The 22,490-nt window shown below is 70.3% G+C and carries 26 protein-coding genes and 1 pseudogene; 10 read left to right on the forward strand and 17 right to left on the reverse strand.

Going from position 1 to position 22,490, the window contains the following annotated elements:
* Window positions 1-14: 14 nt before the first annotated feature.
* From ABZ815_RS49030 to ABZ815_RS49050, 5 genes are read right to left on the reverse strand one after another with little or no spacing between them, the layout of a single operon-like run.
* On the reverse strand, window positions 15-1,304 hold the full coding sequence (locus ABZ815_RS49030; protein ID WP_357709317.1) for an MFS transporter: 1,290 nt from the start codon (window positions 1,302-1,304) through the stop codon (window positions 15-17).
* 15 nt (window positions 1,305-1,319) lie between these two features.
* Window positions 1,320-2,135 (reverse strand): NAD(P)-dependent oxidoreductase, encoded by an 816-nt coding sequence (locus tag ABZ815_RS49035; protein ID WP_357709320.1) that lies wholly within the window; start codon window positions 2,133-2,135, stop codon window positions 1,320-1,322.
* Window positions 2,132-3,349 (reverse strand): Xaa-Pro peptidase family protein, encoded by a 1,218-nt coding sequence (locus ABZ815_RS49040; protein ID WP_357709323.1) that lies wholly within the window; start codon window positions 3,347-3,349, stop codon window positions 2,132-2,134. Before ABZ815_RS49040 ends, ABZ815_RS49035 begins: the two co-directional genes overlap by 4 nt.
* Entirely contained in the window at window positions 3,346-4,425 is a 1,080-nt protein-coding gene (locus ABZ815_RS49045) for a threonine aldolase family protein (RefSeq protein ID WP_357709326.1), read from the reverse strand. Before ABZ815_RS49045 ends, ABZ815_RS49040 begins: the two co-directional genes overlap by 4 nt.
* A gap of 11 nt (window positions 4,426-4,436) precedes the next feature.
* A complete protein-coding gene (locus tag ABZ815_RS49050) occupies window positions 4,437-5,084 on the reverse strand; it encodes a GntR family transcriptional regulator (RefSeq protein ID WP_357709329.1) in 648 nt (215 codons plus the stop codon).
* A gap of 117 nt (window positions 5,085-5,201) precedes the next feature.
* On the opposite strand from ABZ815_RS49050, the gene ABZ815_RS49055 reads away from it, so the two are divergent.
* From ABZ815_RS49055 to ABZ815_RS49075, 5 genes are all read left to right on the forward strand, one after another.
* Window positions 5,202-5,642 (forward strand): thioesterase family protein, encoded by a 441-nt coding sequence (locus ABZ815_RS49055; protein ID WP_357709332.1) that lies wholly within the window; start codon window positions 5,202-5,204, stop codon window positions 5,640-5,642.
* Window positions 5,620-6,561 carry an integrase core domain-containing protein gene (locus tag ABZ815_RS49060; RefSeq protein ID WP_357709335.1) on the forward strand — a complete coding sequence of 314 codons (942 nt, stop codon included), beginning with the start codon at window positions 5,620-5,622 and terminating at the stop codon, window positions 6,559-6,561. The genes ABZ815_RS49055 and ABZ815_RS49060 overlap by 23 nt, the downstream gene beginning before the upstream one ends.
* A gap of 202 nt (window positions 6,562-6,763) precedes the next feature.
* Entirely contained in the window at window positions 6,764-6,928 is a 165-nt protein-coding gene (locus ABZ815_RS49065; RefSeq protein ID WP_357709338.1) for a hypothetical protein, read from the forward strand.
* Window positions 6,929-7,368: 440 nt separating this feature from the next.
* On the forward strand, window positions 7,369-7,923 hold the full coding sequence (locus ABZ815_RS49070) for a hypothetical protein (RefSeq protein WP_357709341.1): 555 nt from the start codon (window positions 7,369-7,371) through the stop codon (window positions 7,921-7,923).
* A 38-nt stretch (window positions 7,924-7,961) separates the two neighbouring features.
* Window positions 7,962-8,531, forward strand: a complete 570-nt coding sequence (locus ABZ815_RS49075) for a hypothetical protein (protein ID WP_357709344.1) — start codon at window positions 7,962-7,964, stop codon at window positions 8,529-8,531.
* Between the two features lie 58 nt (window positions 8,532-8,589).
* Here ABZ815_RS49075 and ABZ815_RS49080 read toward each other — a convergent pair.
* Window positions 8,590-8,774: pseudogene (locus ABZ815_RS49080) on the reverse strand (IS630 family transposase); the annotation flags it as partial.
* 48 nt (window positions 8,775-8,822) lie between these two features.
* On the reverse strand, window positions 8,823-8,975 hold the full coding sequence (locus ABZ815_RS49085) for a hypothetical protein (RefSeq protein ID WP_357709347.1): 153 nt from the start codon (window positions 8,973-8,975) through the stop codon (window positions 8,823-8,825).
* A gap of 323 nt (window positions 8,976-9,298) precedes the next feature.
* Between ABZ815_RS49085 and ABZ815_RS49090 the strand changes: the two genes are divergently transcribed.
* A complete protein-coding gene (locus tag ABZ815_RS49090) occupies window positions 9,299-9,664 on the forward strand; it encodes a hypothetical protein (protein ID WP_357709350.1) in 366 nt (121 codons plus the stop codon).
* Here the strand turns inward: ABZ815_RS49090 and ABZ815_RS49095 are convergent.
* Complete coding sequence (locus ABZ815_RS49095; RefSeq protein WP_357709353.1) at window positions 9,630-9,956, reverse strand: hypothetical protein; 327 nt, start codon at window positions 9,954-9,956, stop codon at window positions 9,630-9,632. The two genes, ABZ815_RS49090 and ABZ815_RS49095, sit on opposite strands and share 35 nt — an antisense overlap.
* Window positions 9,957-9,978: 22 nt before the next feature.
* Window positions 9,979-10,446, reverse strand: a complete 468-nt coding sequence (locus tag ABZ815_RS49100) for a carboxypeptidase-like regulatory domain-containing protein (RefSeq protein ID WP_357709356.1) — start codon at window positions 10,444-10,446, stop codon at window positions 9,979-9,981.
* Between the two features lie 698 nt (window positions 10,447-11,144).
* On the opposite strand from ABZ815_RS49100, the gene ABZ815_RS49105 reads away from it, so the two are divergent.
* Complete coding sequence (locus ABZ815_RS49105; protein WP_357709359.1) at window positions 11,145-11,558, forward strand: YciI family protein; 414 nt, start codon at window positions 11,145-11,147, stop codon at window positions 11,556-11,558.
* A gap of 3 nt (window positions 11,559-11,561) precedes the next feature.
* On the forward strand, window positions 11,562-12,785 hold the full coding sequence (locus ABZ815_RS49110) for a sigma-70 family RNA polymerase sigma factor (protein WP_357709362.1): 1,224 nt from the start codon (window positions 11,562-11,564) through the stop codon (window positions 12,783-12,785).
* Window positions 12,786-13,403: 618 nt separating this feature from the next.
* Here the strand turns inward: ABZ815_RS49110 and ABZ815_RS49115 are convergent.
* The gene (locus ABZ815_RS49115; RefSeq protein WP_357709365.1) at window positions 13,404-13,763 is read right to left on the reverse strand and encodes a transposase; all 360 of its coding nucleotides are present in this window, start codon (window positions 13,761-13,763) and stop codon (window positions 13,404-13,406) included.
* On the reverse strand, window positions 13,760-14,416 hold the full coding sequence (locus tag ABZ815_RS49120; RefSeq protein WP_357709400.1) for a transposase: 657 nt from the start codon (window positions 14,414-14,416) through the stop codon (window positions 13,760-13,762). The genes ABZ815_RS49115 and ABZ815_RS49120 overlap by 4 nt, the downstream gene beginning before the upstream one ends.
* On the opposite strand from ABZ815_RS49120, the gene ABZ815_RS49125 reads away from it, so the two are divergent.
* Window positions 14,395-14,679: a hypothetical protein gene (locus ABZ815_RS49125; RefSeq protein WP_357709368.1), complete on the forward strand. Its 285-nt coding sequence runs from the start codon at window positions 14,395-14,397 to the stop codon at window positions 14,677-14,679. The two genes, ABZ815_RS49120 and ABZ815_RS49125, sit on opposite strands and share 22 nt — an antisense overlap.
* A gap of 48 nt (window positions 14,680-14,727) precedes the next feature.
* A complete protein-coding gene (locus ABZ815_RS49130) occupies window positions 14,728-15,150 on the forward strand; it encodes a pyridoxamine 5'-phosphate oxidase family protein (RefSeq protein ID WP_357709371.1) in 423 nt (140 codons plus the stop codon).
* Window positions 15,151-15,152: 2 nt separating this feature from the next.
* Here ABZ815_RS49130 and ABZ815_RS49135 read toward each other — a convergent pair whose 3' ends face one another.
* From ABZ815_RS49135 to nuoB, 6 genes are read right to left on the reverse strand one after another with little or no spacing between them, the layout of a single operon-like run.
* A complete protein-coding gene (locus tag ABZ815_RS49135; protein ID WP_357709374.1) occupies window positions 15,153-16,622 on the reverse strand; it encodes an NADH-quinone oxidoreductase subunit C in 1,470 nt (489 codons plus the stop codon).
* Window positions 16,619-18,067 carry a proton-conducting transporter membrane subunit gene (locus ABZ815_RS49140; RefSeq protein WP_357709376.1) on the reverse strand — a complete coding sequence of 483 codons (1,449 nt, stop codon included), beginning with the start codon at window positions 18,065-18,067 and terminating at the stop codon, window positions 16,619-16,621. Before ABZ815_RS49140 ends, ABZ815_RS49135 begins: the two co-directional genes overlap by 4 nt.
* Entirely contained in the window at window positions 18,067-18,726 is a 660-nt protein-coding gene (locus ABZ815_RS49145; RefSeq protein WP_357709379.1) for a hypothetical protein, read from the reverse strand. The genes ABZ815_RS49140 and ABZ815_RS49145 overlap by 1 nt, the downstream gene beginning before the upstream one ends.
* Before the next feature lie 15 nt (window positions 18,727-18,741).
* Complete coding sequence (locus ABZ815_RS49150) at window positions 18,742-19,686, reverse strand: NADH-quinone oxidoreductase subunit H (RefSeq protein ID WP_357709382.1); 945 nt, start codon at window positions 19,684-19,686, stop codon at window positions 18,742-18,744.
* Complete coding sequence (locus ABZ815_RS49155) at window positions 19,683-21,734, reverse strand: proton-conducting transporter membrane subunit (RefSeq protein ID WP_357709385.1); 2,052 nt, start codon at window positions 21,732-21,734, stop codon at window positions 19,683-19,685. The genes ABZ815_RS49150 and ABZ815_RS49155 overlap by 4 nt, the downstream gene beginning before the upstream one ends.
* The gene (gene nuoB, locus ABZ815_RS49160) at window positions 21,731-22,213 is read right to left on the reverse strand and encodes an NADH-quinone oxidoreductase subunit NuoB (RefSeq protein WP_189646919.1); all 483 of its coding nucleotides are present in this window, start codon (window positions 22,211-22,213) and stop codon (window positions 21,731-21,733) included. Before nuoB ends, ABZ815_RS49155 begins: the two co-directional genes overlap by 4 nt.
* Between the last annotated feature and the right edge of the window lie 277 nt (window positions 22,214-22,490).

Genomic DNA, 22,490 nt, shown 5'->3' on the forward strand with positions numbered 1-22,490 from the left:
ATGGCAGGCCTTTCCTAGTCTTCGAGCCGGGCGAACCGGGTCTCACGGGTGGTGAGCGCGGTGACGAGGGTGATGACCGCCGCCACGACGCCGAACAGGGCGGGCGCGATGCCGGAGCCCATCGCCTGTCGCAGCCAGGCGACCACGAAGCCGGCGGTGCCGCCGAAGATGGCCACCGCGAAGCCGTAGCTGACCGCCAGAGCCGTGTAGCGGGTGCGCCTGGACATCAGCTCGGTGATGACGGTGGTGAAGGCGCCGGCGTAGACGGCGATCGCCACCGCCATGAGCATCAGCCCGGCGAGGATCAGGCCGGTGGAGCCGGAGGAGATGAGCAGGAAGCTCGGGTAGGTGACCACGACCATCAGCGCCGCGCCCGCGACGAGGACGGGCTTGCGGCCGACGCGGTCGGACAGGCGGCCGAACAGGCCGATCATCCCGAGCTGGACGAGCAGCGAGAGGCTGTAGAGCGCCACCGCCGTGCCCTGTGACAGGTCGGAGACGGTGACGATGTAGGACTGCATGTTGACGTAGGTGTAGCTCATGATGGTGAACCCGACGACCAGGCCCATCCCGCGCAGGACGGCGCGGCCGTCGCTCCGCAGCGCCTCGATGAAGGGTGAGCGGGGGAGGTCGTCCTGCTTCTTGGCCCCCTCCATGACCGGGGTGTCACCCAGGCGGCGGCGGATGTAGAGACCGGCGAAGGCCGCGACGGCCCCGATCACGAACGGCACCCGCCATCCCCAGGTCTCCATCTGCGCTTGGGTGAGGGAGAAACTCAGCCCCGCCACGATGCCGGCGCCGACCAGGTTGCCGCCGATGAGCGCCATGTAGTGGATGGCGCCGTAGAAGCCCCGGCGGCCCTCCGGCGCGTGCTCGATGAGGAAGGAGGCGCCGCCCGCGAACTCGCCGCCGCCGGAGAAGCCTTGCCCGCAGCGGGCCACGACCAGCACCACGGGGCCGAGGATGCCGGCGGTCGCGTGGGTGGGGGCGACGGCCAGCAGGGCGGTGGAGACGCCCATCACGATGATGGTCAGCGCGAGCGCCTCCTTGCGCCCGATCCGGTCGCCGATGTGGCCGAAGGCCACGGCGCCGAGTGGGCGGAACAGGAAGCCGACGCCGAACACCGCCAGGGCGCTCAACAGCGAGACGCCAGGAGTGTCGGCGGGGAAGAAGGCGGCCGCGATCCAGGTCGCCAGCGCCGCGTAGACGGAGAAGTCGTACCACTCCAGCATGGTGCCGACCGCAGCCGCGGCGATCACCCGCGATTTACGCGTGGCAGTGGGTTGGGCGGGGGGTGTGAGCATGGTGCGATCCTTCGATCAGAGAGTGGAGTCGGCGCCCGGTCTGGCGGCCCAGCCTCCGTACTCGTAGTGCGTGTACTGACCCCCCTGGTAACGCTCGGCATACGGCTGCAGGAGGTGCGCGAAGCGCTCCGCGTCGTCCTGCGGCTCGTAGCCGAGCGCTCTCGCGGCCGCGTTCTGCGACCACCATGAGCGCGTGTTGCGTGAGACCCCGTAGATCACGATGTGGCCGAACCCGGCCGGCGCCGCCAGGCACGCCTCGTAGAGCCTGGCCGCGTCGGCGGAGCTGAACCAGGTGTGCAGGTGGCGCGGTTCGGACGGCCGCTCCTCGAAGGAACCGATGCGGACCGAGACGACGTCGAGGCCGAACCGGTCGGCGTACAGGCTCGCCAGCGCCTCCCCGAACGCCTTGGTCGCGCCGTACAGGCCGTCGGGGCGGACGGCTTCCGTCCCGTCGAGTGTCCGGTCCACGGGGTGGAAGCCGGTGACCCGGTTGGAGCTGGCGTTGATCACCCGTGGCACCCGCTCCAGCCGGCAGGCCTCGAACACGTTGCGGACGCCTTCGAGGTTAGGGCCCTTGAGTGCGGCGAAACCGGTCTCGTCGGCGACGCCGCCGAGGTGGATGACCGCGTCCATGCCGCGGACGGCCACCCTGACCTGGTCGAGGTCGGTGAGGTCGGCCTGGAGGAACTCCTCGTGGGCCGCTGTCGCGCCGAGGGGACGGAGGTCCGAGAGGCGGAGGTGAGCGATCCGGCGGAGCGCGGTTTCGCGCAATGAGGTGCCGATGGTGCCCGCCGCTCCGGTGAGCAGGACCCTGGATGGCAGGGCGCTCACGGCGTCCACGTGCTCGGGCCGGAGGTGAGGAACTCGGGGCCGTTCGCGGTGACGACCACCGTGTCCTCCAGCTGGAGTCCGCCGATGCCGACGGCGTAGAAGGGCACTTCGAGGTTGATGACCTCGCCCTCGATCAGGGTGTGACGTTCGCCGCCCGGCCGGGGGCTCAGGATGGGGTGCTCGTACATCTCCAGGCCGATTCCGTGCCCGACGTGGTGACGCCGGAATTCGGGGAGCCCCGCCCGTCGGACGGCCTCGATGCCCGCCGCCGCCAGTTCCGGGACGACCACGCCCGGCCTGACCAGTTCGGCCAGGGTCTCCATGCCGGCTCGCGTCGCGTCCAGCGCCTTGACCAGTGCGCTCGGCACGTCGCCGACGAAGGAGTTGCGTCCGGTGTCGGCCCAGTAGCCGCGCAACCGTCCGCCGCAGTCGGACCTGATCGCCACCCCCTCACGCACCCTGACGTCGGGGTCGGGTGGGAAACAGCCGCCCGCGCGCTCGCCGATGTTGGTCTCGCAGTGTCCCGGCTCGATGCCGCGTTCCAGCGCCGCGTGCCGGAAGCGGCGGACCAGTTCCGGCTCGGAGTCGCCGACGCGCGCACTCTCCAACATGGAGCGCATCGCCCCCTCGGTGGCGCGCGCCACCTCGCGCAGGCGCTCGATCTCGGTCGCGGTCTTGACCCGCCGTACGGCGCGCATCAGCGTGTTGCCGTCGACCTCGGAGACCGCTGAGAGGCTTTCGGCCAGCCGGGCCCGCGCTCCCGCGCTCATGGCCTGGCCGTCGATGCTCACTCGCTGGCCGGCCACGCCCAGGTCGCGCAGGGCTCGGGCGAGTGCGAGGGCGGCCGTGTCGTCGTGCGGTGGCTCCTGCCTGACGGCCATCAGCGCCCGGTCCACCGTCGAGAGCTCCTCGAAGGGGGCGGATGCCACGAAGAAGTCGCCGTAGGTGTACAGGTCGCAGTCGTCGGGCGGGCACATGGCGAGGTATTCGCCCGCGTTGCGGGGGGCGATCAGGGCGCGGCGCCCATCGGCCCGCACCACGGCGAAGACGTCGTGCTCCCGGAAGACGTGCAGCGGCCAGTGTTCATAGCCGGTGAGGTAGATGACGTTCTCCACACTGGAGGCCACCAGCGCGTCCACTCCCGCCTGCGCGAACAGCGCGGACAGGCGAGGCAGGTTCGCCACCGGATCCGGCCTCGGGACCGTGTGCCTCATCGTCGTTCTCCCATGACTTTCCTGGCCGCCGCGATCGCGGTGGCGATGTCGTCCGCCGTGATGTCGAGGTGGGTGACGGCCCTGACACGGCGGCGTCCCTTGGCTCCGACGAGCACGCCATGAGCGGCGAGCCCGGCCTCGAAGGCGGGGGCGTCGTCGACCTCGAAGTAGACGATGTTCGTCTCCGCATGTGCCGGGTCGATGTCGATGCCGTCGATGCCGGCCAGCCCCTCGGCCAGCGCCTTGGCATTGGCGTGATCCACGGCCAGCCGCTCGACATGGTGGTCGAGCGCGTACAGGGCCGCCGCGGCGAGCATGCCCGACTGGCGAAACGCGCCGCCCCACATCTGCTTGTAGCGCCATGCCTGCTCGATCAGGCTCGCGCTGCCCACGAGCACTGCCCCCACCGGCGCGCCCAGACCTTTGGAGAAGTCGATCCAGGCGGTGTCGAAGAGGCTCGCGTAGGTCCGCGGCTCGACCCCGCCGGCGACCGAGGCGTTCAGCAGGCGCGCACCGTCCAGGTGGGTGGCGATCTCGCGTTCCCTCGCGATCTCGACGACCTCCCGGATGGCGTCCAGCGGCCAAACGCGCCCGCCACCGGCGTTGGCGGTCTGCTCGACGGACACCAGCCGGGTGACCGGCGTATACCGGTTGCCCGGCGGCCGGATCATGCTCGCCAGCCGGTCACCGGTGAAGACACCACGTTCGCCCTGGATGGGAGTGAGCACCGCGCCCGAGAGCACGGCGGGACCGCCGGCCTCAGCGTTGATCAGGTGGGACGACGCCTCGGCCAGGACCTCGTCACCCGCATGACCCACGTGCAGCCGCACCGCGATCTCATTGCACATGGTGCCCGAGGGCAGGAAGACGGCCGCCTCATGGCCGAGCAGGTCGGCGACCCGTTCCTCCAGGGCCAGAGTCGTCGGGTCGGAGCGTGTCTGCTCGTCTCCGACGACCGCCTGCGCGATGGCCTGCCGCATGCCGCCGGTCGGCCTGGTCTGGGTGTCGGAGGAGAGATTGACGGCATCGGGGTCGGTGCGGCGATCGGCCCGCAGGTCCTCCACGATCCTGTTCACCGAGCGAACCATCATGCCTCCTGTCCGCCGAGGCGAAGCCCCCGCAGATAGTTGCTGCTCGTAGCGCTGGCCGCTGCGGTCGAGTCACGGTCGAGAACGGCCTGGATGATCTCGGCATGCTCGTGGGCGGACTGTCCATCAGGTCCGCGGTTGCGGAAATACAGCGACATGACGCGGCTGGTGTGCATCTCCAGCGAGTCGATGCAGGAGGTGAGGAACCGGTTGTCCGCCCTGCTCACCAGCACCCGATGAAAGGCCATGTCCGCCAGGCGCGCCCGGACGATGTCCCCGTCCTCGATCGCCTGCAGCAGCTCGTCGTTGTGGCCGCGCATGGCGGCCACGTCATCGTCGGTCGCGTGCGGCGCGGCGAGCTGAGCGGCCAGCGCCTGCAGCGTGCCGAGCGGCGCGATGATCGACACCAGGTCGTCCGGCTGGGCCTCGGCGACCTTGGGCCTGCGACGCGGCGCGGCGGTCACCATGCCTTCGCGCTCCAGCTGGATGAGCGCCTCTCGGACCGGAGTCCTGCTGATGGAGATCTCCTGGGCGATCGTGGCGTCGTCAAGGATTTCCCCGGGGCGGAGGCGCCCCTCCACGAGCCCGCTGCGGAGGTACGCATACGCCGCGTCCCGCGCTGACGTGACTGAGTGCTCCAGATGCATAGACAATATATTGTATGAAGTACATCAGAGCGTCAACGGTGGCCGGCCTCCCATTTGCCGGTTGTTTTCCGCCGGCCTGGCGCCAGGCCGCTCACCGCCCCTGAGAAAGGCTCTGCCATGGACGAGACAGAGTTCTCGGCCGACTTCGACGGCGTCTTCGCCCAGGCGTTCACGCCCCGCTTCTACGAGATCGACGGTCAGGGCGTCATGTTCAACATGTGGTACCTGGCCTATGTCGACGAGGCGGTGACCGGCTTCTTCGTCCATCGTGGCCTGCCGTACGGCCAGTGGCCCGACATGGGATTCGACGTACGTGTCGTGCACGCCGAACTCGACTGGAAGGAGGGCATCGGCGATGCTGAACGACCTGAGGTGCTGATCAGCACCTCACGCATCGGAGGCAAGAGCTTCACCTTGGACTTCGCCTTCCGGCGGGACGGGAGACCGACGTGTACCGGCTGCGTCGTCTACGTCACGGTGGGAGCCGGCGGCTCAGCCGCCATTCCGCTGCCTCCCGCCCTGGTCAAGGCGCTGGGTGCGATCGTCCCGCTGCGGTAGGGCCGACAGACCCGACCCCTACGCCGACGTCGGCTTCGAGGCCGACCAGGAGCGCCAGCAGCGCGGGGCAGCCGGAACTGGTGACACCGGGCACCCTGCCGGCCTGGCACCGTCGCCTGGTCCAGCGCCGATGGACGTATCCGCACCGGTCCGGCCGCCCCGGACGAGCAAGGAGATCCAGGAGCTGGTGGTGCGCCTGGCGCAGGAGAACGGGTCCTGGGGATACCGCCAGGTGCACGGTGAACTGGTCCTGCTCGGCTACCAGGTCAGTGAGGCAACCGTACGCCGGATCCTGCAGAGCCGGAGGGGCGGCCCGCCTCCACGAAGCACCGACACCTCGTGGAGGACCTTCCTACGCGCCCAGGCGCAAGGCCTGCCGGCCGTCGACTTCTTCCCTATCGACACGATTTCCTTGAAGCGCCTGTACGTGCTGTTTGTCATAGAAGTCACCACCCGGCGTGTGCACATCCTCGGCGTGACCGCCAACCCGACCGGCGCCTGGACGGCCCAGCAGGCCCGCAACCTGTTGATGGACCTGGGGACACGGATCGGCTCGTTTCGCTTGCTCATCCGCGACCGAGACACCAAGTTCACCGGTGTCTTCGACGCGGTCTTCGCCGGCGCGGGCGTGACGGTAGTGAAGATTCCGCCGCGCACACCGCGGGCCAACCGCTACGCCGAACGATGGGGCCGCACCGTACGGGCCGAGTGCACCGACCGCATGCTGACCTACAACAAACGGCACCTGCGGTCGGTGCTCACCGAGTACACCGATCACTACAACGGCCATCGACCACACCAGTCCCGTCGGCAGCGGCCACCTGATCACGACGAGCGGACCGTGATGCCGCTGGAAGGCCGGATCGAACGCCGGAAGGTGCTCGACGGGCTGATCAACGATTACAGCCGAGCCACCTAGCCGCTTCGGAGAACCCCCACCTCAAGCCCGATGCGATGATTATGAAGCGGTACAGGAACTCGACCTCATCCCCTGAACGAGGCGAAGACGTACACACGGTAGGCCGCCCCCTGCGACGTCCTGCCTGCTGGCCGACAGCGCAGGGAGGATTTGCCGCCTGCGCCACAGCCTGGCCAGGCACCGGCACCTCTGCCGCGCTCCGATGCCACCCGTAGGTGCCATCGAGACCGTCACCCGGGAGCCGGACGGCGCCATCGTGCTGCACCACCACGACACCCGCATCCGGCTCGGCGACCCGCGGCACGCTTCAGCTCGCGGGCGAGCCCTGGCTGCCGCGCTCCTGGCCCTGTCCTCCGAACATCCCTGATCGCCCTGGCCCGACCGCTGCTCTCCCCCCGTCCCGCGGGCGGTCCGCATTGGCCAGGAAGTTCGGATCACGTGAAGCACCGCCGCAGCCGGTGAGTGAGACCACCGTTCGCTTCTCACCACGCGGGACCGCGTCTCGCGTGATGCTCGGGTGCGTCCCAAGACACGATGAACGGTGGCGTCGGTTGGATGTGTCCTACACGTCCGGCTGGCGCGGTGGGAGAACCGGTCCGAGTACGAAGACTGATGGACGACCAACGCATTGCCGCTCTGCGGGAGTGGATCGAACAGGAGCGCTCTGGTAAGAGGGGCTGACCCTCACCCGTCCAAGTTAAGTCCAAGGCGTTATCAAGCGTGATCTTCTAGAACTGTGGGGCGGATGAGATCCATTCGCGGCAACACAGGGGGATCCAGCAAGTAATGGGAATGCTTCGTAAGGCCATGCCCGTCGCGACGGCGGTAGCCGCGCTGGCGATCGTGGCGATGGCGCCCGTCTCGGCGGCGTCGGCCTCGGCGGTGACGATCAGCGTTCAGCGCGCTCACGTCGAGACGGTGAAGGAGTGGCGGTCGAATTTCACCTGCCCGACGAACCAGGTGCTCACCGGTCGCAGCCACTACGGCGATGAGAACGCCGACACCACGTATTACTGCAGCTTCATCTTCATCAACGGTGAGCAGGTCATGGTGTCGCTGCTCGACTGGAGTACGGAGAAGAAGGAGAAGGACTCCTTCTACGAACCCGCGCTGGGGAGCACCGCGATCGCCGGGCGGATGCACACCGGTGACGAGAACGGCATGACGCGGTACCGCCCCGCGACGCTGTTCTGGCAGGGCCGGCAGGTGCAGTTGATCAGCAAGACCTGGAGCGGCATCTACAAGGAGAGCAACCACTCCTGGACCGCTGGACACAACCAGGTCATGACCGGCCGCCTGCACCTCGGGGACGAGAACGGCAAGACCCAGTACCAGTACTCGACGGTGACCTTCGTGGGCTGAACCCACAGACGTACTGGCACAAGAAAGCAGGAAAGACGATGACGAATCACCGCACGACCGTGTCCGCCGCGCTGGCCGTCGCCGCGCTGGCGGTCGTGACCATGAGTTCTCCCGCAGCGGCCGCCGATTACACGATCGAGGTCCGGGCCGGTTACACCAAGACGATGCCGTCCGAGACGAACTCCCAGTTCATCTGCCCGGTGAACCAGGTGCTCACCGGCCGCAGGCACTACGGCGATGAGAACGCCCCGACCACGTACTACTGCGGAACGATCTACATCAACGGGCAGAAGGTCTACGTGCACTCCGGTGACTGGACGCAGCCTCGCAAGGAGAGCGAGGGCTTTATCGTCGCCCCGGCCGACCATGTGCTGGTCGGCAGATGGCACGAGAAGGACGAGAACGGCCCCACGAGGTACCGCACCGCCGCGCTGTACTGGCAGAACCGCCAGGTGAAGGTGACCGGCCCGATCTGGAGCGACCAGTACAAGGAGAGCAGCCACACCTCGATGGCGCCCTCCGACCAGGTCATGACGGGCCGGGTCCATAACGGCGACGAGAATGGCAAGACCCAATACCAGTACTCCAAGCTGGTCTTCACGGACTGACCCGAGGCCACGCTGCGACATGGCTCTGCTCCTGCGCGGCCAGGGGCAGAGCCTGCGCGCGGACGGTGTCCTCATCGGCGGCCACCACGCGCGCGATCACCGCGACGGTGTTCCCCCGGCCGAAGCCAGCACGATCATTGCCCGCCGGTACCGGATCGAACTGGTGTTGCCCTGGCGAACGATCTGTTGCAGCTTCTGCCCTTCGGCGTCCATCAGTCTTCGTACTCGGACCGGTTCTCCCACCGCGCCTCTTCGCGCCAGCCGGACGTGTAGGACACATCCAATCGCCGATCAGAACGCCGGCTCCTCCCCGGCGGGTGTGGCGGAGCCCGCGGCCGTCGCTTCGGTCGCCGCGTCGGGGAACTGCGACTCGGCCCATGGCGGCGGCCTGAACCAGGCCCGGCGTTCGTCCTTGTGCCACTCCCCGTCCGGGTCCGCCACCATCGATTCGAATGGGCCGTCCTTCGTGAACACCGACTTGGCGTGGAAGACGCCGTTGCCGCGGTGGGCGCGGCCCTTGCCTCCACCCGGACCACGACGCCCGGCGTTCCGGCGGCACCCGTTCCGGAACCCGTGCACCCCCTCCCCCAGCCCTCCTACCGGACGCCTCCGTGGCTTCGCCACGGCGCAGACGACTGCTGCGCACGCTCGGCCTCGTCCTGCTCCTGGTCGCTGTCGCTCACCGCAGGACCCGTCCTCGGCGGCGGCTTCGCCGTGAGGGTGACTCGGCACCATCACGTGTCACATCGCCTGTCAGGAGGCCGCCCGTGTCCGTCGTGACCTTCCCCGGCCAGCCCGACTCCGTCCCCGACTCGGCCATCGGCTCGACGACCGTCATGACGACGATGGTCGCGGTCGAGCGCTTCCTCGACTCCCTCACCACGGTCACCACCCGCGTCGGCCACGCCGAGACACTCGCCCGGCTGACCGCCGTGGCAGGCCCGGCACATCCCGTCGCCGCCCTGACCCCCGAGCACTACGCCGCGGTGATGGCGTGGCCGCAGATGTGGGTGGAGAGGGCGAGGCTGCCCGCTTCGTCGATGATGTCGGCGGTGGTGGCGAGCTCGTCCATGAGCTGGTCGACGCACGGGTCGGCTGTCACGCGCGCGGGGGCGCGAGTTTCAGCTCGATGAAGTAGATGCCGGTCATGATGGGGGCGAAGTCGGCGACGACGCCCTTCGCGTAGTCACCGCCCTTGCGGAGCTTCACGGCGAGTGGGCGGCCCTCGTACTCGGCCGTGATTCGATAACGGCCGATGGGGACGTCCCCAAGGCCTGAGCCGTCTCCGTTTCGCGTCGCCATCCCGACGATCGGAGAGCCTTCGGAACCGTCGATCAAGGGGCCCTCCGGAGTGAGAGTGAGTTGTACCTTCTCCTCCTCCGGGAACGTGTCGAGGAAATCGGTGATGTCGAAGTCGAAGAGCACCTTGCCACCGTAGAAACCGAGATCATCGGGCTTTGCCCGAGAGTTTCCAGGTGAAGTTCCTGATCGCGCCGGTCGGGCCGGCGAAGGTGGCGTCGTCGTCGGGTGCCAGGCTGAGGGTGTAGTCCTGGCCGTTGTACTGCTTGGTCACGCTTGCCGTCGCGTGGGACGTCGCCCTGACGTCCGTGTCGAGCCGGTAGAAGCCGTCTCTGTCCGTTCTTATGACCGCGTTGCTGTTGTAGAGCAACTGGTTGTCGGCGACGACCTCGGCACCCTCGATGGGGCTGCCTGCCGCATCGACCACGCGCCCCTTCAGCACGCCGGGTTCAATGTCACCCATGGTCACCTGACCTTCGTTAGTGGTCCCGCATCCGGTGAGGGTCATCAGCAGGACGCAGATCATCAGCCGTCTTCCCATGTCGCAGCACGTTAAGATCATCGTCTTGCAGGTCACTTGGAGATGAAATCCGGATTTGTCGGTCTTGATCGACAACGTGCGCTCGGAAGCGGGCCAGCGCGTCGGCCACCGAGGGCAACCTACTCCGGGGGCGCCGACAGGGCGTCAGCGCTTTCCCCCGTAGATTCCCGGCGTCAGCCTGCGGCACTGCCCGGGTCGTCGTTCCCCAGCGGGCGCGCGAGCTGAACACGGACGCCTCTCACTGCAACGGCTGAGGTGGGGCCAAAGTCACCGGAACGTCACCAACCGGATACGCGATGCGCCGATGGTGGGGGCGAATTCGACGCGTGAGCGGGGCCTACTCACGCTCGTAGAACCAGCTGATCACCGGGATCAGCGTCGGGCAGATCATGGCCGGGGGGTTCACTACCGATCCCGGCGCAGGTTCCCACCCGGTGCTGAGCTCGCAAGCTCTTCCAGCTTCCGGAAGCGCGGGTGGGCGTGTCTCGCGGCTCCGGTCTTGTTCGTCGGCTCTCGGCCTGGCCCGATCTGAACAGCCGCAGCTGGCGCCTGGTGCTCGGCTCGGCGGTCCAGTTCATCCAGTTCGCTGCCATCGCTGTAGTGCTCATCCGCAGGAGAGACGGCATCATGCGACAAGAGACCGATGCCTGTGCCGGCGGAAGAGTCTGACTGGACAGGGAGATTTTCGCCTTCATCACGGCCGATGTGCTGTCCGCGTGCCGACTACAGCTTCGACGTCTCCCATGAAGGCATCCACCGACAAGGAGATCACGATGAAGTACATCATCCTCAGCTACGCCTCCCAGCAGCACTACGACGCCATGAGCGGCAACAGCGCGGAACTCGGCCTGAAGCCGGACGACTTCGCCGCCATGTACGCCTGGATGGCGGACTTCAACCAGTCCTTGGCTGACTCGGGCGAACTGGTGGAGACCAGGGCGCTGGCGGCCCCGGTCCACACCCGCCGGGTCGGCGGCCGTGACGGCGTGCCGTACGTCACCGACGGCCCCTATGCGGAGACGCAGGAGGTGCTGGCGGGCTACTGGGTCGTGGAGTGCGCGAGCTTCGATCGTGCGACCGAGATCGCTGCGCGGCTGGGAGAGTGCCCGGCCCCGCCGGGGCTTGCCGCCAACGCCTACGCCGATGTGCGGCCCCTCGTGGAGACGCCCCACGACCTGGAGGGATAGGGTGTGGAGAACCTACTGCGTGAGCTGGTGCCGCGGGTACTCGGTGCGCTGGTCCGCCGGTACGGCAACTTCGCCACCGCCGAGGACGCCGTGCAGGAAGCCCTTATCGCCGCCGCCGCGCAATGGCCGGACCACGGCGTCCCTGACAACCCGGCGGCCTGGCTGATCAGAGTCGCCTCACGGCGGATGACGGACCTGCTGCGCAACGAGCAGGCCAGGCGACGCCGCGAGGACACTGTGGCCGGATGGGTGCTGCCCGAGCAACAGCGGTCCCCTGCCGCCGACCAAGCGCACGCCGAAACCGACGACACCCTGATCCTGCTCTTCCTGTGCTGCCACCCTGCCTTGTCCGGGGAGGCGCAGGTCGCGCTCACCCTGCGCGCGGTCGGCGGGCTGAGCACCGCGGAGATCGCCCGCGCCTTCCTGGTCTCCGAGCAGACCATGACGCGCCGAATCAGCCGCGCCAAACTCCGGATCCGTGACAGCGGTCTGCCGTTCGCGATGCCGTCCGGCCCCGAACGGGCTGACCGGCTGGCGGCCGTGCTGCACGCGCTGTACCTGATCTTCAACGAAGGATACGTCAGTACGGCAGGGCCGCATCTTCAACGGGTCGAGCTCGCGTCCGAGGCCATCCGGTTGACCAGGTTCCTGCACCGCATGATCCCCGACGACGGCGAAGTGACCGGGCTGCTGGCGCTCATGCTGCTCACCGACGCCCGCCGTCCGGCACGCACGGGCACAGACGGCCGACTCATCCCCATGGCCGAGCAAGATCGCAGCCTCTGGCGCACGGAGGCGATCGCCGAGGGCGTCGCCCTCGTCACCGCGGCACTGCCTCGCGGCGTCCCCGGCCCCTACCAGCTTCAGGCGGCCATCGCCGCCGTCCACGGCGAGGCGCCGAGCGCCGAGCAGACCGACTGGCCGCAGATCCTCAGGCTGTACGAGCTGCTGCTGCGCCACGGCGACAACCCAGTGATGGCGCTCAACCACGCGGTAGCGGCGGCGATGGTGCACGGGCCGCAGGTGGCGCTCCCGCTCGTCGAAGCAGTAGCGGGCGACCCGCGGATGAGCAGGGACCATCGGGTGCCTGCCGTACGGGCTCATCTGTTGGAACTGGCCGGGGAGCCGGAAGCGGCGTGCGAACAGTACCGGGAGGCGGCGCGGCGCACCCCCAACCCGCCTCAGCAGCGCTACCTCAACGACAAGGCGGCTCGCCTGCGGCAATGAGCGCCCCCTCGGCCAAGTTGGCTCGGCTGGGTCGCGCAGGGCAGGCACCCAGCCGACCTTCGCCTTCCAGCTCTCCCAGACCTCCGGCCACAACCGTGCCGAACTCGAACGCCGTCTCGGCCACGCCAACGACCGCTACCTGCGGCTGCACACCAACCTGGTACGGGTTTGCGATCGCCGCGGGGGACGACCACCCAACGCTCGGGGAGGTCCACTGCGCGATCTGCGAGCCCTGCGGCATCGGCCTGCCGAGAAAGATCGACTTCTCGTCGGATTGGCGGTTCTGCGGGCTTGGCACTCGTGCCCTGCGCGAGCTGGAGACTCGCCACCCGACCCTGACCTGGTACACCACCGGCCAGTACGAATCCGCCAAGGGCTTCTATGAGCGCTACCGGCACGGCCCACCAGCTGACGAAGGGTCTTGGCCCGGGCCTGATGCGCGCCGTCCTGCCAGGCGTGCGCGCGCCAGCCCCTTCACAGTCATGAAGCTAGTAGTGCTTTGTTAGGTCTGCTTATGCGTGCTGCGGCGTGACGGTTTCAGCCTTCGATGGCAGGTAGGGCATGCGCCGGTCCAGGTCGCGAGCAGCAGTCGTAACTCGCGGATGACCTTGTAGAGGGTCAGACCGGCGCAGCCGCTTTCGGGTCGAGTCGCAGCATGGTGATGAACACGTGCGCGGCGGCGACAAGAGTGACGTGGCGATGCCGACCGGTCCAGGACCGGCCTTCGAAATGGTCCAGCCCCAGGCCGGTCTTCAGCTCGCGGCAGTCGTGCTCGATCCGCCGGCGGATCTTGCCGTACCGGATCAAGTCAGCCGGTTCGGTATCGGCAGGCAGGCTGGACAACCCGTACTTGACCAGCTCGCCCTCGCCATCGGGCCACTGCGCGATCAGCCACCGCTCAGGCAGAGTGCCGTCGCCGGCGCGAGCGATGCGGTGCCCGGCCGGCCGCACCCGCAGGAGGACGAACTGCGAGCTCATGGCTCCTTTGGAGCCTTCGCGCCAGGTGAGCGTGACCGCGACGTCGCGACCGGCTGCCCGGACGTGTTCGGCCAAGCTGACGGCGGTGTCGGGGTAACGCAGGCCGGTCCGAGTGGGAGGCCGGCCTCGGCCGGACCGGACCCGGGGCACTGCGACCACGTCTGGAGCGTGCGCGAGGGCGTCGCCTTAGACCTGCACCCTTGCTCGATCAGCGCATCGAGCATCTCCACCGCCATCATCCACTTGGGACGATGCCGCTCCTGTCCGGGGATTCCGCACCGGTCCCGTCGCGCGGCCACCTCAGGACCGGTGGCGGCATCACAGGCCTGGTCATCCCATGACGTGGGCACGAACAGCCGCCAATCGAGTGGACTGGACGCGGTGTCGGTGACTGCATGAACACTCACCCCCACCTGGCAGTTCGCCACCTTTCCCAGGGTGCCGGAGTACTGCGTTCTCCCTGTCGCTGCACCACACCGCCCAGCTGGCGGAAGCGGTCGAACGGGCACGAGCGCTGCTGGCGCCGGGCGGAGTCCTGATCGTCGACGAATTCGCCTGGGAACGCGCAGATCGCGCCACCGCGTCGTGGTTCTACGACATCGGCGCCGTGCTCTCGGAGCAGGGCGCCGCCGTGGCAGACCCCCACGCGGAATGGGTGGGCCGGCACCGCGACGAGCACCACCTGCACTCGGGCGACACCACGCTGGAGGCGATCCGCGCGGCCTTCGAGATCCGCGAGCTCGTACGCGCCCCCTACCTGCACCGGTACCTCACCGACCGGCTGAACGACGACGCCGACACCCGGCTGTTCACCTCTATCCAGCAGATCGAACAGCTCCCGATCGACAGCCGCGACCTGGCCGCCGTCGGACTGCGCCTGCTCGCCCACCCCGCGGACGGAGCGCGCCCCCGCTAGGGACTTTCGTCCCTACCGGCGGCGGTGCCGGTGCGCGATCGTGGAGCGGTGCAACAGCAGGTCACGCGGTCCGCGCCGACGAGCAGGGAACTGTCCCGAGATGAGGCGCTGCGGCTCTTGGGGAACGTCACCTTCGGCAGGATCGTGTTCATCAGCCGGGCGATGCCGGCCCTCCGGTTCGTGGCTCATGTCATGGACGGTGACGGCCTGCTGATCGGGCTGCCGTACGAGGCGGAGATCGCCGCGCTGCTGCAGCGGGTCTCCGGCGTCGTGTACGAGGCCGACGAGCTGGACGCCGCCGCCCGGACGGGGTGGAGCGTCGTGCTGACCGGGCGGGCCGGGCTGGTGGCGGACCCGCAGGAGCTGGAGCAGGCCCTGGCCAGGCTCCAGGCGTGGCCCGGCGAGCGGATCGACGTGGTGGCACGGCTGCGGCCGGAGCTGGTCACCGGGTTCGCGGCGGGCGCCGCCTGACGTCAGAGGTCGTTGCCGGCGTACGACAGGTTGAAGCTCTTGTTGACCAGAGGGAAGTCGGGGACGATCGCGCTGTCGAGCGCCACCGGGAGCGCGGGCCAGTTGAAGAAGGACGGGTCCACGATCTTCAGGCGGCTGATCGTCTGATCGGGCGCGAGCTCGACGCGATGGGCGATCGTGCCACGCCAGCCTTCGACGAGCCCCACGCCCGAGGAGCACCCTTCGAGGGACGGTGACGCATCCGGGGCCGCGGGCGTCTCGACCAGATGCGTGATCAGGGCGATGGACGTGGCGATCTCCTCGGCCCGGATCTGGAAGCGGGCCATCACGTCCCCGCCGGTCCGGTGGGCGGGGGTGAAGTCGCCGAGGTCGGTGAAGGGGTGCCGGCGGCGGGCGTCGAGGTCCAGGCCGCTGGCGCGGGCCACGTAGCCCAGCGTGCCGAGGTCGCGGGCGGCCTCGGCCGACAGGATGGCGGTGCCGGTGAAGCGGTCGGCGACGACGCTGTGGCCGAGGGCGAGCTCGGTGAGTTCGGCCACGTCGGCGCCGATGGCGTGCAGCATGTCGGGGTCGGGGAAGCCCCGCAGGCGGGCGCCGCCGAGGCGGACGGCGCCGCGCAGCAGCCGGTGCCCGGTGACCTCGGCGTTGAGGCGCAGGAGTTGTTCGCGGATGCGACCGGCGTGGGCGTGCAGGATGGGGAAGGCGACGTCGTTGCAGAGCGCGCCCAGGTCGGTGACGTGGTTGTAGAGGCGTTCCAGCTCCAGCAGCACGGCTCGGGCCTGCTGCGCCCGCGCGTCGGCCGGAGCTCCGGTGGCCTCTTCCACGGCCAGGCAGTAGGCGAGCGCGTGGCCGACGGAGGTGTCGCCGCTGACGCGTTCGGCCAGTTGCAGCCCGTCGGCGGGGTGGCGGCCCTCGAAGAGCTTTTCGATGCCCTTGTGGACGAACCAGAGTCTGGCCTTGAGCTTGATGATCGTCTCGCCGACCACGGAGAAGCGGAAGTGCCCCGGTTCGATGAGACCGGCGTGGACGGGGCCGACGGGGATCTCGTACACGCCCTGGCCCTCGACGGTGACGAACGGGTACGGCCCCTCGGAGTCGCCGAAGGCGGGCGGCGGCCCGGCGTCGTCGCGCATCGGGTACCAGCCGCGCGGCCAATGGTGGTGGCGCACCAGGCGGCGAGGGAGCGGGTGGTCGAGCGGGGTGATGCCGTACAGGTCGCGGATCTCGCGTTCGAACCGGCCCGCGGGGAAGGACAGGTGGGCCAGGCTCGGCACGGCCGGCTGCTCGGAGGGGAGCCGCAGCCGCAGCTCGGTACGGCGATCGGGGTCGCCGGCGACGAACAGGTACGCCACCCCGAACCCGTCCGCCTCCTGGCGCGCGGAGACCAGCGCCAGCCGGTGGCCGCCGGCCAGCAGGCGGGCGGCGTGGCCGGGCAGTTCGGCGGTGCCGACGTCGGCGATGGTTCGTGTGCTCATGGTGTTGCTCCGGCGATCGTGGCGGCGGCTTGCAGCAGGGGGCGCAGCGGCCCGAGCGTGATGCCCAGGACGGCGCAGGCGGCCAGGCCCGCCACCAGAGGGACGGCCAGGGTGGGCGGCAGCGCGACGGCCTCGCCGGGTCCGCCGCCCACGAGCATCGGCCGGACCTGGCGTCCGACGGCGGCGACGATGACGAGCATCAGCGCCAGGGCCGCCGCGACGGGCCAGCCCAGGCCGGCGGCGAAGCCCGCCCGCGCAATGCCCAGCTCGCTGGCGAACAGGCTGAACGGCGGGAGGCCGAGCAGGGCCAGCAGCCCCAGGGAGAACGCCCCGGCCGGCATCGGCGCCCTGGAGATGAGGCCGCGTACGGCACGGATCCGGGTGCTGCCGAGCGCCTGGTGGAGCTGTCCCGCGGACAGGAACACCACCGACTTGCCCAGCCCGTGCCCGAGGATGTGCAGCAGGACGGCGACCAGGGCGAGGGTGTTGCCGATCGCGGCGCCGAGGGCGATCAGCCCCATGTGCTCGATGCTGGAGTAGGCCAGCAGCCGCTTGTAGTCGCGCTGACCGATGAGCAGCAGCGCGGCCCCGGCCAGGGAGGCCAGCGCCACGATGACCAGCAGCGTACGGGTGAAGCCGGTGCCGAGCGCCGCGTCGGCGATGACCTTGACGCGCAGGACGGCGTAGAAGGCCACCGACAGCAGCCCCCCGGACATCAGCGCGCACACCGGGGCCGGGGCCTGGCTGTAGGCGTCGGGCAGCCAGGCGTTCATGGGCGCCAGCCCGGCCTTGGTGCCGAAGCCGAGCACGAGCAGCATGACCGCGATGCGCATCACGCCGGGGTCGAGCCGGCCCGCGTGTTCGGACAGCGCCGTCCAGTCCAGGGAGGCCACTCCGGCGTGGTCGCCGGCGTCGTGGGTCAGGACCAGGCCCAGCAGCGCCAGCGCGATGCCGACCGAGCAGATGACCATGTACTTCCACGCGGCCTCGGTGGCCTGACGGGTGCGCCGGTGCCCGACCAGGAAGGCGGTCAGGATGGTGGTCGCCTCGATGGCCACCCAGAGCAGGCCCAGGCTGGAGGCCAGGACGGCCAGCGCCATCGCGGCGACGAACGACTGGGTCAGCACGCCGTAGCGGCGCATCTCGCGCGGGCCGGTCTGCCCGGAGGCGAGCTCGGCCGCCAGGTAGGCGGGGCCGGCCAGCATGGCCAGCAGCGCGACCGTGCCGATGACGATCAGCATGAAGGCGCTCAGCGCGTCGCTGTGCAGCAGCCCCGCCAGCGCCTCCCGCCTCCCCGCCGCGGCCAGCGCGACGGCGCAGGCCAGCAGCCCGGCCGCGGCCGACGCGCCCAGCCAGGCGGTGACCCGGTTCCAGCCGATCAGGGCGTACGCGAGCGCGGCGGCCGCGGGCACCGCGACCGGGGCGATCACCAGCAGGCTGTCCATCAGTCGTGCAACTCCCGTAGCTCGTCCAGGTCGGTGCCGCCGAAGGCGGCCCGCATCCGGGTGGTCAGCACCTGCAGCACCAGCACGGCCAGCAGGACGTCCAGCGAGATCCCGAGCTCGACGACGAGCGGGACGCCGCTGGTGGTCAGGAAGGCGGCGGCGGTGATGGCGTTGTCCATCAGCAGGAAGCCCACCAGCTGTGACAGCGCCCGCCGCCGGGTCACCAGCACGAAGAACCCGATCAGCAGCACGGTCAGCGCGATCGGCACCGCGTGCGCGGCGGGGGTGGGCGACAGCCGTACCAGAGGCTGGGAGACCGCGTAGGCCAGCATCGCCAGCGCCGCCGCCACCAGCAGTGAGGTCGCCACGTTGACCAGCGGCTGTGTCTCGCGGCCCGCGCCGCTCGCCACCAGTGCGCGGCGCATCAGGTACGGCAGCAGCGCGGCGCGCAACGCACCCACCCCGAGACCGATCAGGACCAGTTCGAGGCTCCCCTGCCGGACGCCGAGGACGACGATCAGCACGGTCAGCGCCACGCCTTGCAGGGCGAACAGCCGCACGATCGGCGACAGCTCGTGCCGCCACAGCACCAGCACGCCCGTGAGCAGGAACGCCCCGCAGGCCAGGTCCAGGAGCTGGACGTACGTCGCATCGGTCATGTTCACGTCCATGTCTCAGGTCAGGAAGAAGGTAGCGGTGACGGCCAGCAGCGCCAGCAGGAACGAACCGGCCAGCAGTTCCGGAACGCGGAACAGCCGGAGCTTGGCCATGAACACCTCGCCGGCGGCGAGCAGCACCCCCAGCAGCCCCACCTTGACGACGAGCGCGACCATCGCCAGCGGCAGCGCGAGCACCCCCGCCCCCGCGCCCGCGATCCCCAGGGGGACGAACAGGCCGGCCAGCAGTCCCAGCAGCACCGACAGCCGCATCGCCGACGCCCACTCGATCAGCGCCAGGTCGGGCCCGGCGTACTCCAGCACCGTCGCCTCGTGGATCATCGTCAGCTCCAGGTGCGTGGAGGGATTGTCCACGGGGATCCGGCCGGTCTCGGCGAGCGTGACGATCGCCAGCGCGACCGAGGCGAGCACGCTCACCGGGGAGAGCACCGACAGCGGATGCCCGGCCGCCGCCGTCACGATCGCCCCCAGGCTCGTGGAGCGGACGCCGATCGACAGGGCGAAGGTCGAGACCAGGATCGTCGGCTCCACCAGCGCCAGCACGGTCATCTCCCGGCTGGCGCCCATCCCGCCGAACGCCGTCCCGGTGTCCAGGGCGCCCAGGGCCAGCGCCACCGACCCCAGCGCCAGCAGCGCGGGCACCGCGAACAGGTCCGCGACGCCGTCCAGCGGTGAGTCCGTGGTCACCAGCGGCACCACCGCGGCCACGACCAGCGCCGTGCCGGCCAGCAGCGGCGGCGCCGCGCGGAACACCCAGCCGGTGCCGCGTGGCGCGATGGGCTCCTTGCGCATCAGCTTGCGCAGGTCCCGCCACGGCTGGGCGATCCCGGCGCCGGCGCGTCCCTCCAGCCGGGCGTGGACCTGCCGCATCACCCCCACCAGCAGCGGCGAGCCGACCGCGACCAGGATCACCTGGAGCGCCGCTCCGATCACGCCCGTCATCGCAGCACCACCAGAACGATCAGCGCCGCGGTCAGCGCCCAGAACCCGTAGCCGAGATAGCGGTGGACGCTGCCGGTGGCCAGGCCACGGGCGCCACGCCCGGCGGCCGTCACGGCGGAGATCAACGGCTCGTACAGCCGGTGTTCGATCCGGTCAGGGATCCGCGCGTGGAAGCTCACGCGTTCCACCAGGTAGGCCGACTCCTTCATCGGGGTGACGTCCACGTCGCTCTCCGGCTCCAGGACGTCGCCGAAGACCCGCTGCAGCGGCTCGGCGAACGACGTGGCGGTGTACTCCATCCGCGCCGACATGGGCCCGGCGCCGCAGTCCCAGAGCCGGGCGGCGCGCCGTGCCCGCCGCGTCGCGCCCACCCGTACCAGGCAGAGGACGGCCACGACGGCGGCCACCAGGGCGACGGCGATCAGCAGCGGCGAGATCATCCCCGTGACCCCGGTCAGCCGCAGCGTCACCTGCCCGCCGGCCACGTCCCGTCCAGGGAACGCCACTCCGACCGCCCGGACGAGCGCGGGCAGGACCAGCGTGGGAGCCAGCGCCAGGGCCACGCAGCACGCCGCCGCGAGCGTCGTCGCGGCCAGCATGGCCGGCGGGCTCTCTCCGGCACGTTCGGCCTCCGCGCTGCGCGGCCGGCCCAGGAAGCCCACGCCGAACGCCTTGACGAAGGTGGCGATGGCGAGACCCGCCGACAGCGCGATCGCCCCCACGGCCAGCGGCATCGTCACCGCGCCCGCCACCCCGGCGGCGGGCTGCGCGTGGATGAGGCTCTGCAGCAGCAGCCACTCGCTGACGAAGGCGTTGCCGGGCGGCAGCGCCGAAGCGCACAACGCGCCGAGCGCGAACACGACGGTGGTGTACGGCAGCCGCGCGCGCAGCCCGCCGAGCGCGTCCAGATCCCGGGTGCCGGTCGCGTGCAGCACCGAGCCCGCCGACAGGAACAACACCGTCTTGAACGCGGCGTGGTTGACCACGTGGAGCAGAGCCGCGGCCAGCGCCAGCGCCGCCGGCACGGGAGCGTCGCAGGCCGCGAAGAAGCCCGCCGCGCCCACCCCGACCAGCACCAGGCCCAGGTTCTCCGTCGTGGAGTAGCCCAGCAGCCGCTTCAGGTCGGAGGCGACCGCCGCCTGAAGGATCCCGAACAGCGCCGACGCCGCGCCCGCTCCCAGCACCAGCAGCCACCACCAGGCGGGGCCGCCGTGCAGCAGATCCAGCCCGACCCGGACGACGCCGTACGCGCCCATGTTCACCATGGCCGCGCTCATCAGGGCCGAGACGTGACTCGGCGCCTCCGGGTGCGCCCGCGGCAGCCACACGTGCAGCGGCACGATGCCCGCCTTGGAGGCGAACCCGGCCAGCGTCGCCAGGAACACGACCGTCCTGGCGGCCGGCGACAGCGTGGCCTCGCGCAACTGCTCGAAGCTCTCCCCGCCGGCCCCGGCGGCGAACGCGACCAGGCCGACGAGGATCGTCACCAGGCCGAGGTGGGTCATGACCGCGTACCAGAGCCCGGCCCGGCCCACGGCCGCCCCCCGCCGGTACTCGGCCAGCACCAGCGGCAGCGACGACACCGCCATCAGCTCCCAGGCCAGCAGGAACGTGCTCACACTTGCCGCGGCGGGCACCAGCAGCATGGCCGCCACGAACAGCGGCAGCACCGACTGGAACACGCGTCCGTCCAGGCCGTGGGCGCAGTAGGCGATCCCGTAGATCGCCGCGCACACCGCCACGAACCCGGTGACCGCGATGAACACCCCGCTCAGGGGGTCGACCGCCAGCCGTACCCCGGCCAGCGGCAGCAGGTCCGGCAGCCAGGCCGACCAGCTCCGACCGGCCCCGCCCACCGCCGTCGTGCCTGCCTCTGTGATCGCGGTTGTGATCGCCGTCGTGCCCGCCGCCGCGGCGGCGGCGCCCGCGGCCGCCGTGCACCAGCCCGCCAGGTGCCGCCGCGCCCGGGGCGGTGCCAGCAGGGCGGTCACCGCGGCCAGCGCGCAGCCGGACAGCGCCGCCACGTACAGTGTGCCGACCGGGTTCATCGGCCCGTCAGCCCGCGCAACGCCGCCACGATCGCCGCGGGCTCCGGCGGGCACCCCGGCACCTCCACGTCCACCGGCAGCACGTCGGCCACCGCCCCGGCCACCCCGTAGGCTCCGGCGAACACCCCGCAGTCGCGCGCGCAGTCGCCCAGCGCGATCACCAGGCGGGGCTCGGGGACGGCGTCATGGGTGCGGCGCAGCGCCACCTCCATGTTGCGGGTCACCGGTCCGGTCACCAGCAGCGCATCGGCGTGCCGCGGCGAGGCCACCAGCCGCGCGCCGTACCGTTCGGCGTCGTACACCGGGCCGAACGCCGAGGCGATCTCCACCTCGCAGCCGTTGCACGACCCCGCGTCCACATGTCTGATCTGCACCGATCCGGCGAGTTCCGCCGCCTTCGCGGGCGGGTCACCCTCCTCACGGGCGGGCGCGGGCTCGGCCACCCGGCCCGTCTTCGCGATCTTCCCCCACAACCCCATCGTTGCCCCCTGCAACGCTCGCCGGCCACGATCACCCGGGCCGGGGCTGCCGTGCCGCGGCAGGCAGCCGCCCTGTCGGGAGAACACCTGGCCGGGCCACGCATGGATCACGCGCCTGCGCGATCGCCCCCTACGGCCCGACCGGCGGATCCCGGCGCCAGGCTATTCCTCAAGCGCGGCGGGTGGGGCTGACTTTGGCCAAAGGGCGGCCGGTGGAGTCCGGCATGGCCGTTCGTGCCCGGTCCGCGGCATTCGGCCTGGTGACGCACCCCGCGCC

This window comes from Nonomuraea sp. NPDC047529, from assembly GCF_040642995.1.
Lineage (GTDB): Bacteria > Actinomycetota > Actinomycetes > Streptosporangiales > Streptosporangiaceae > Nonomuraea.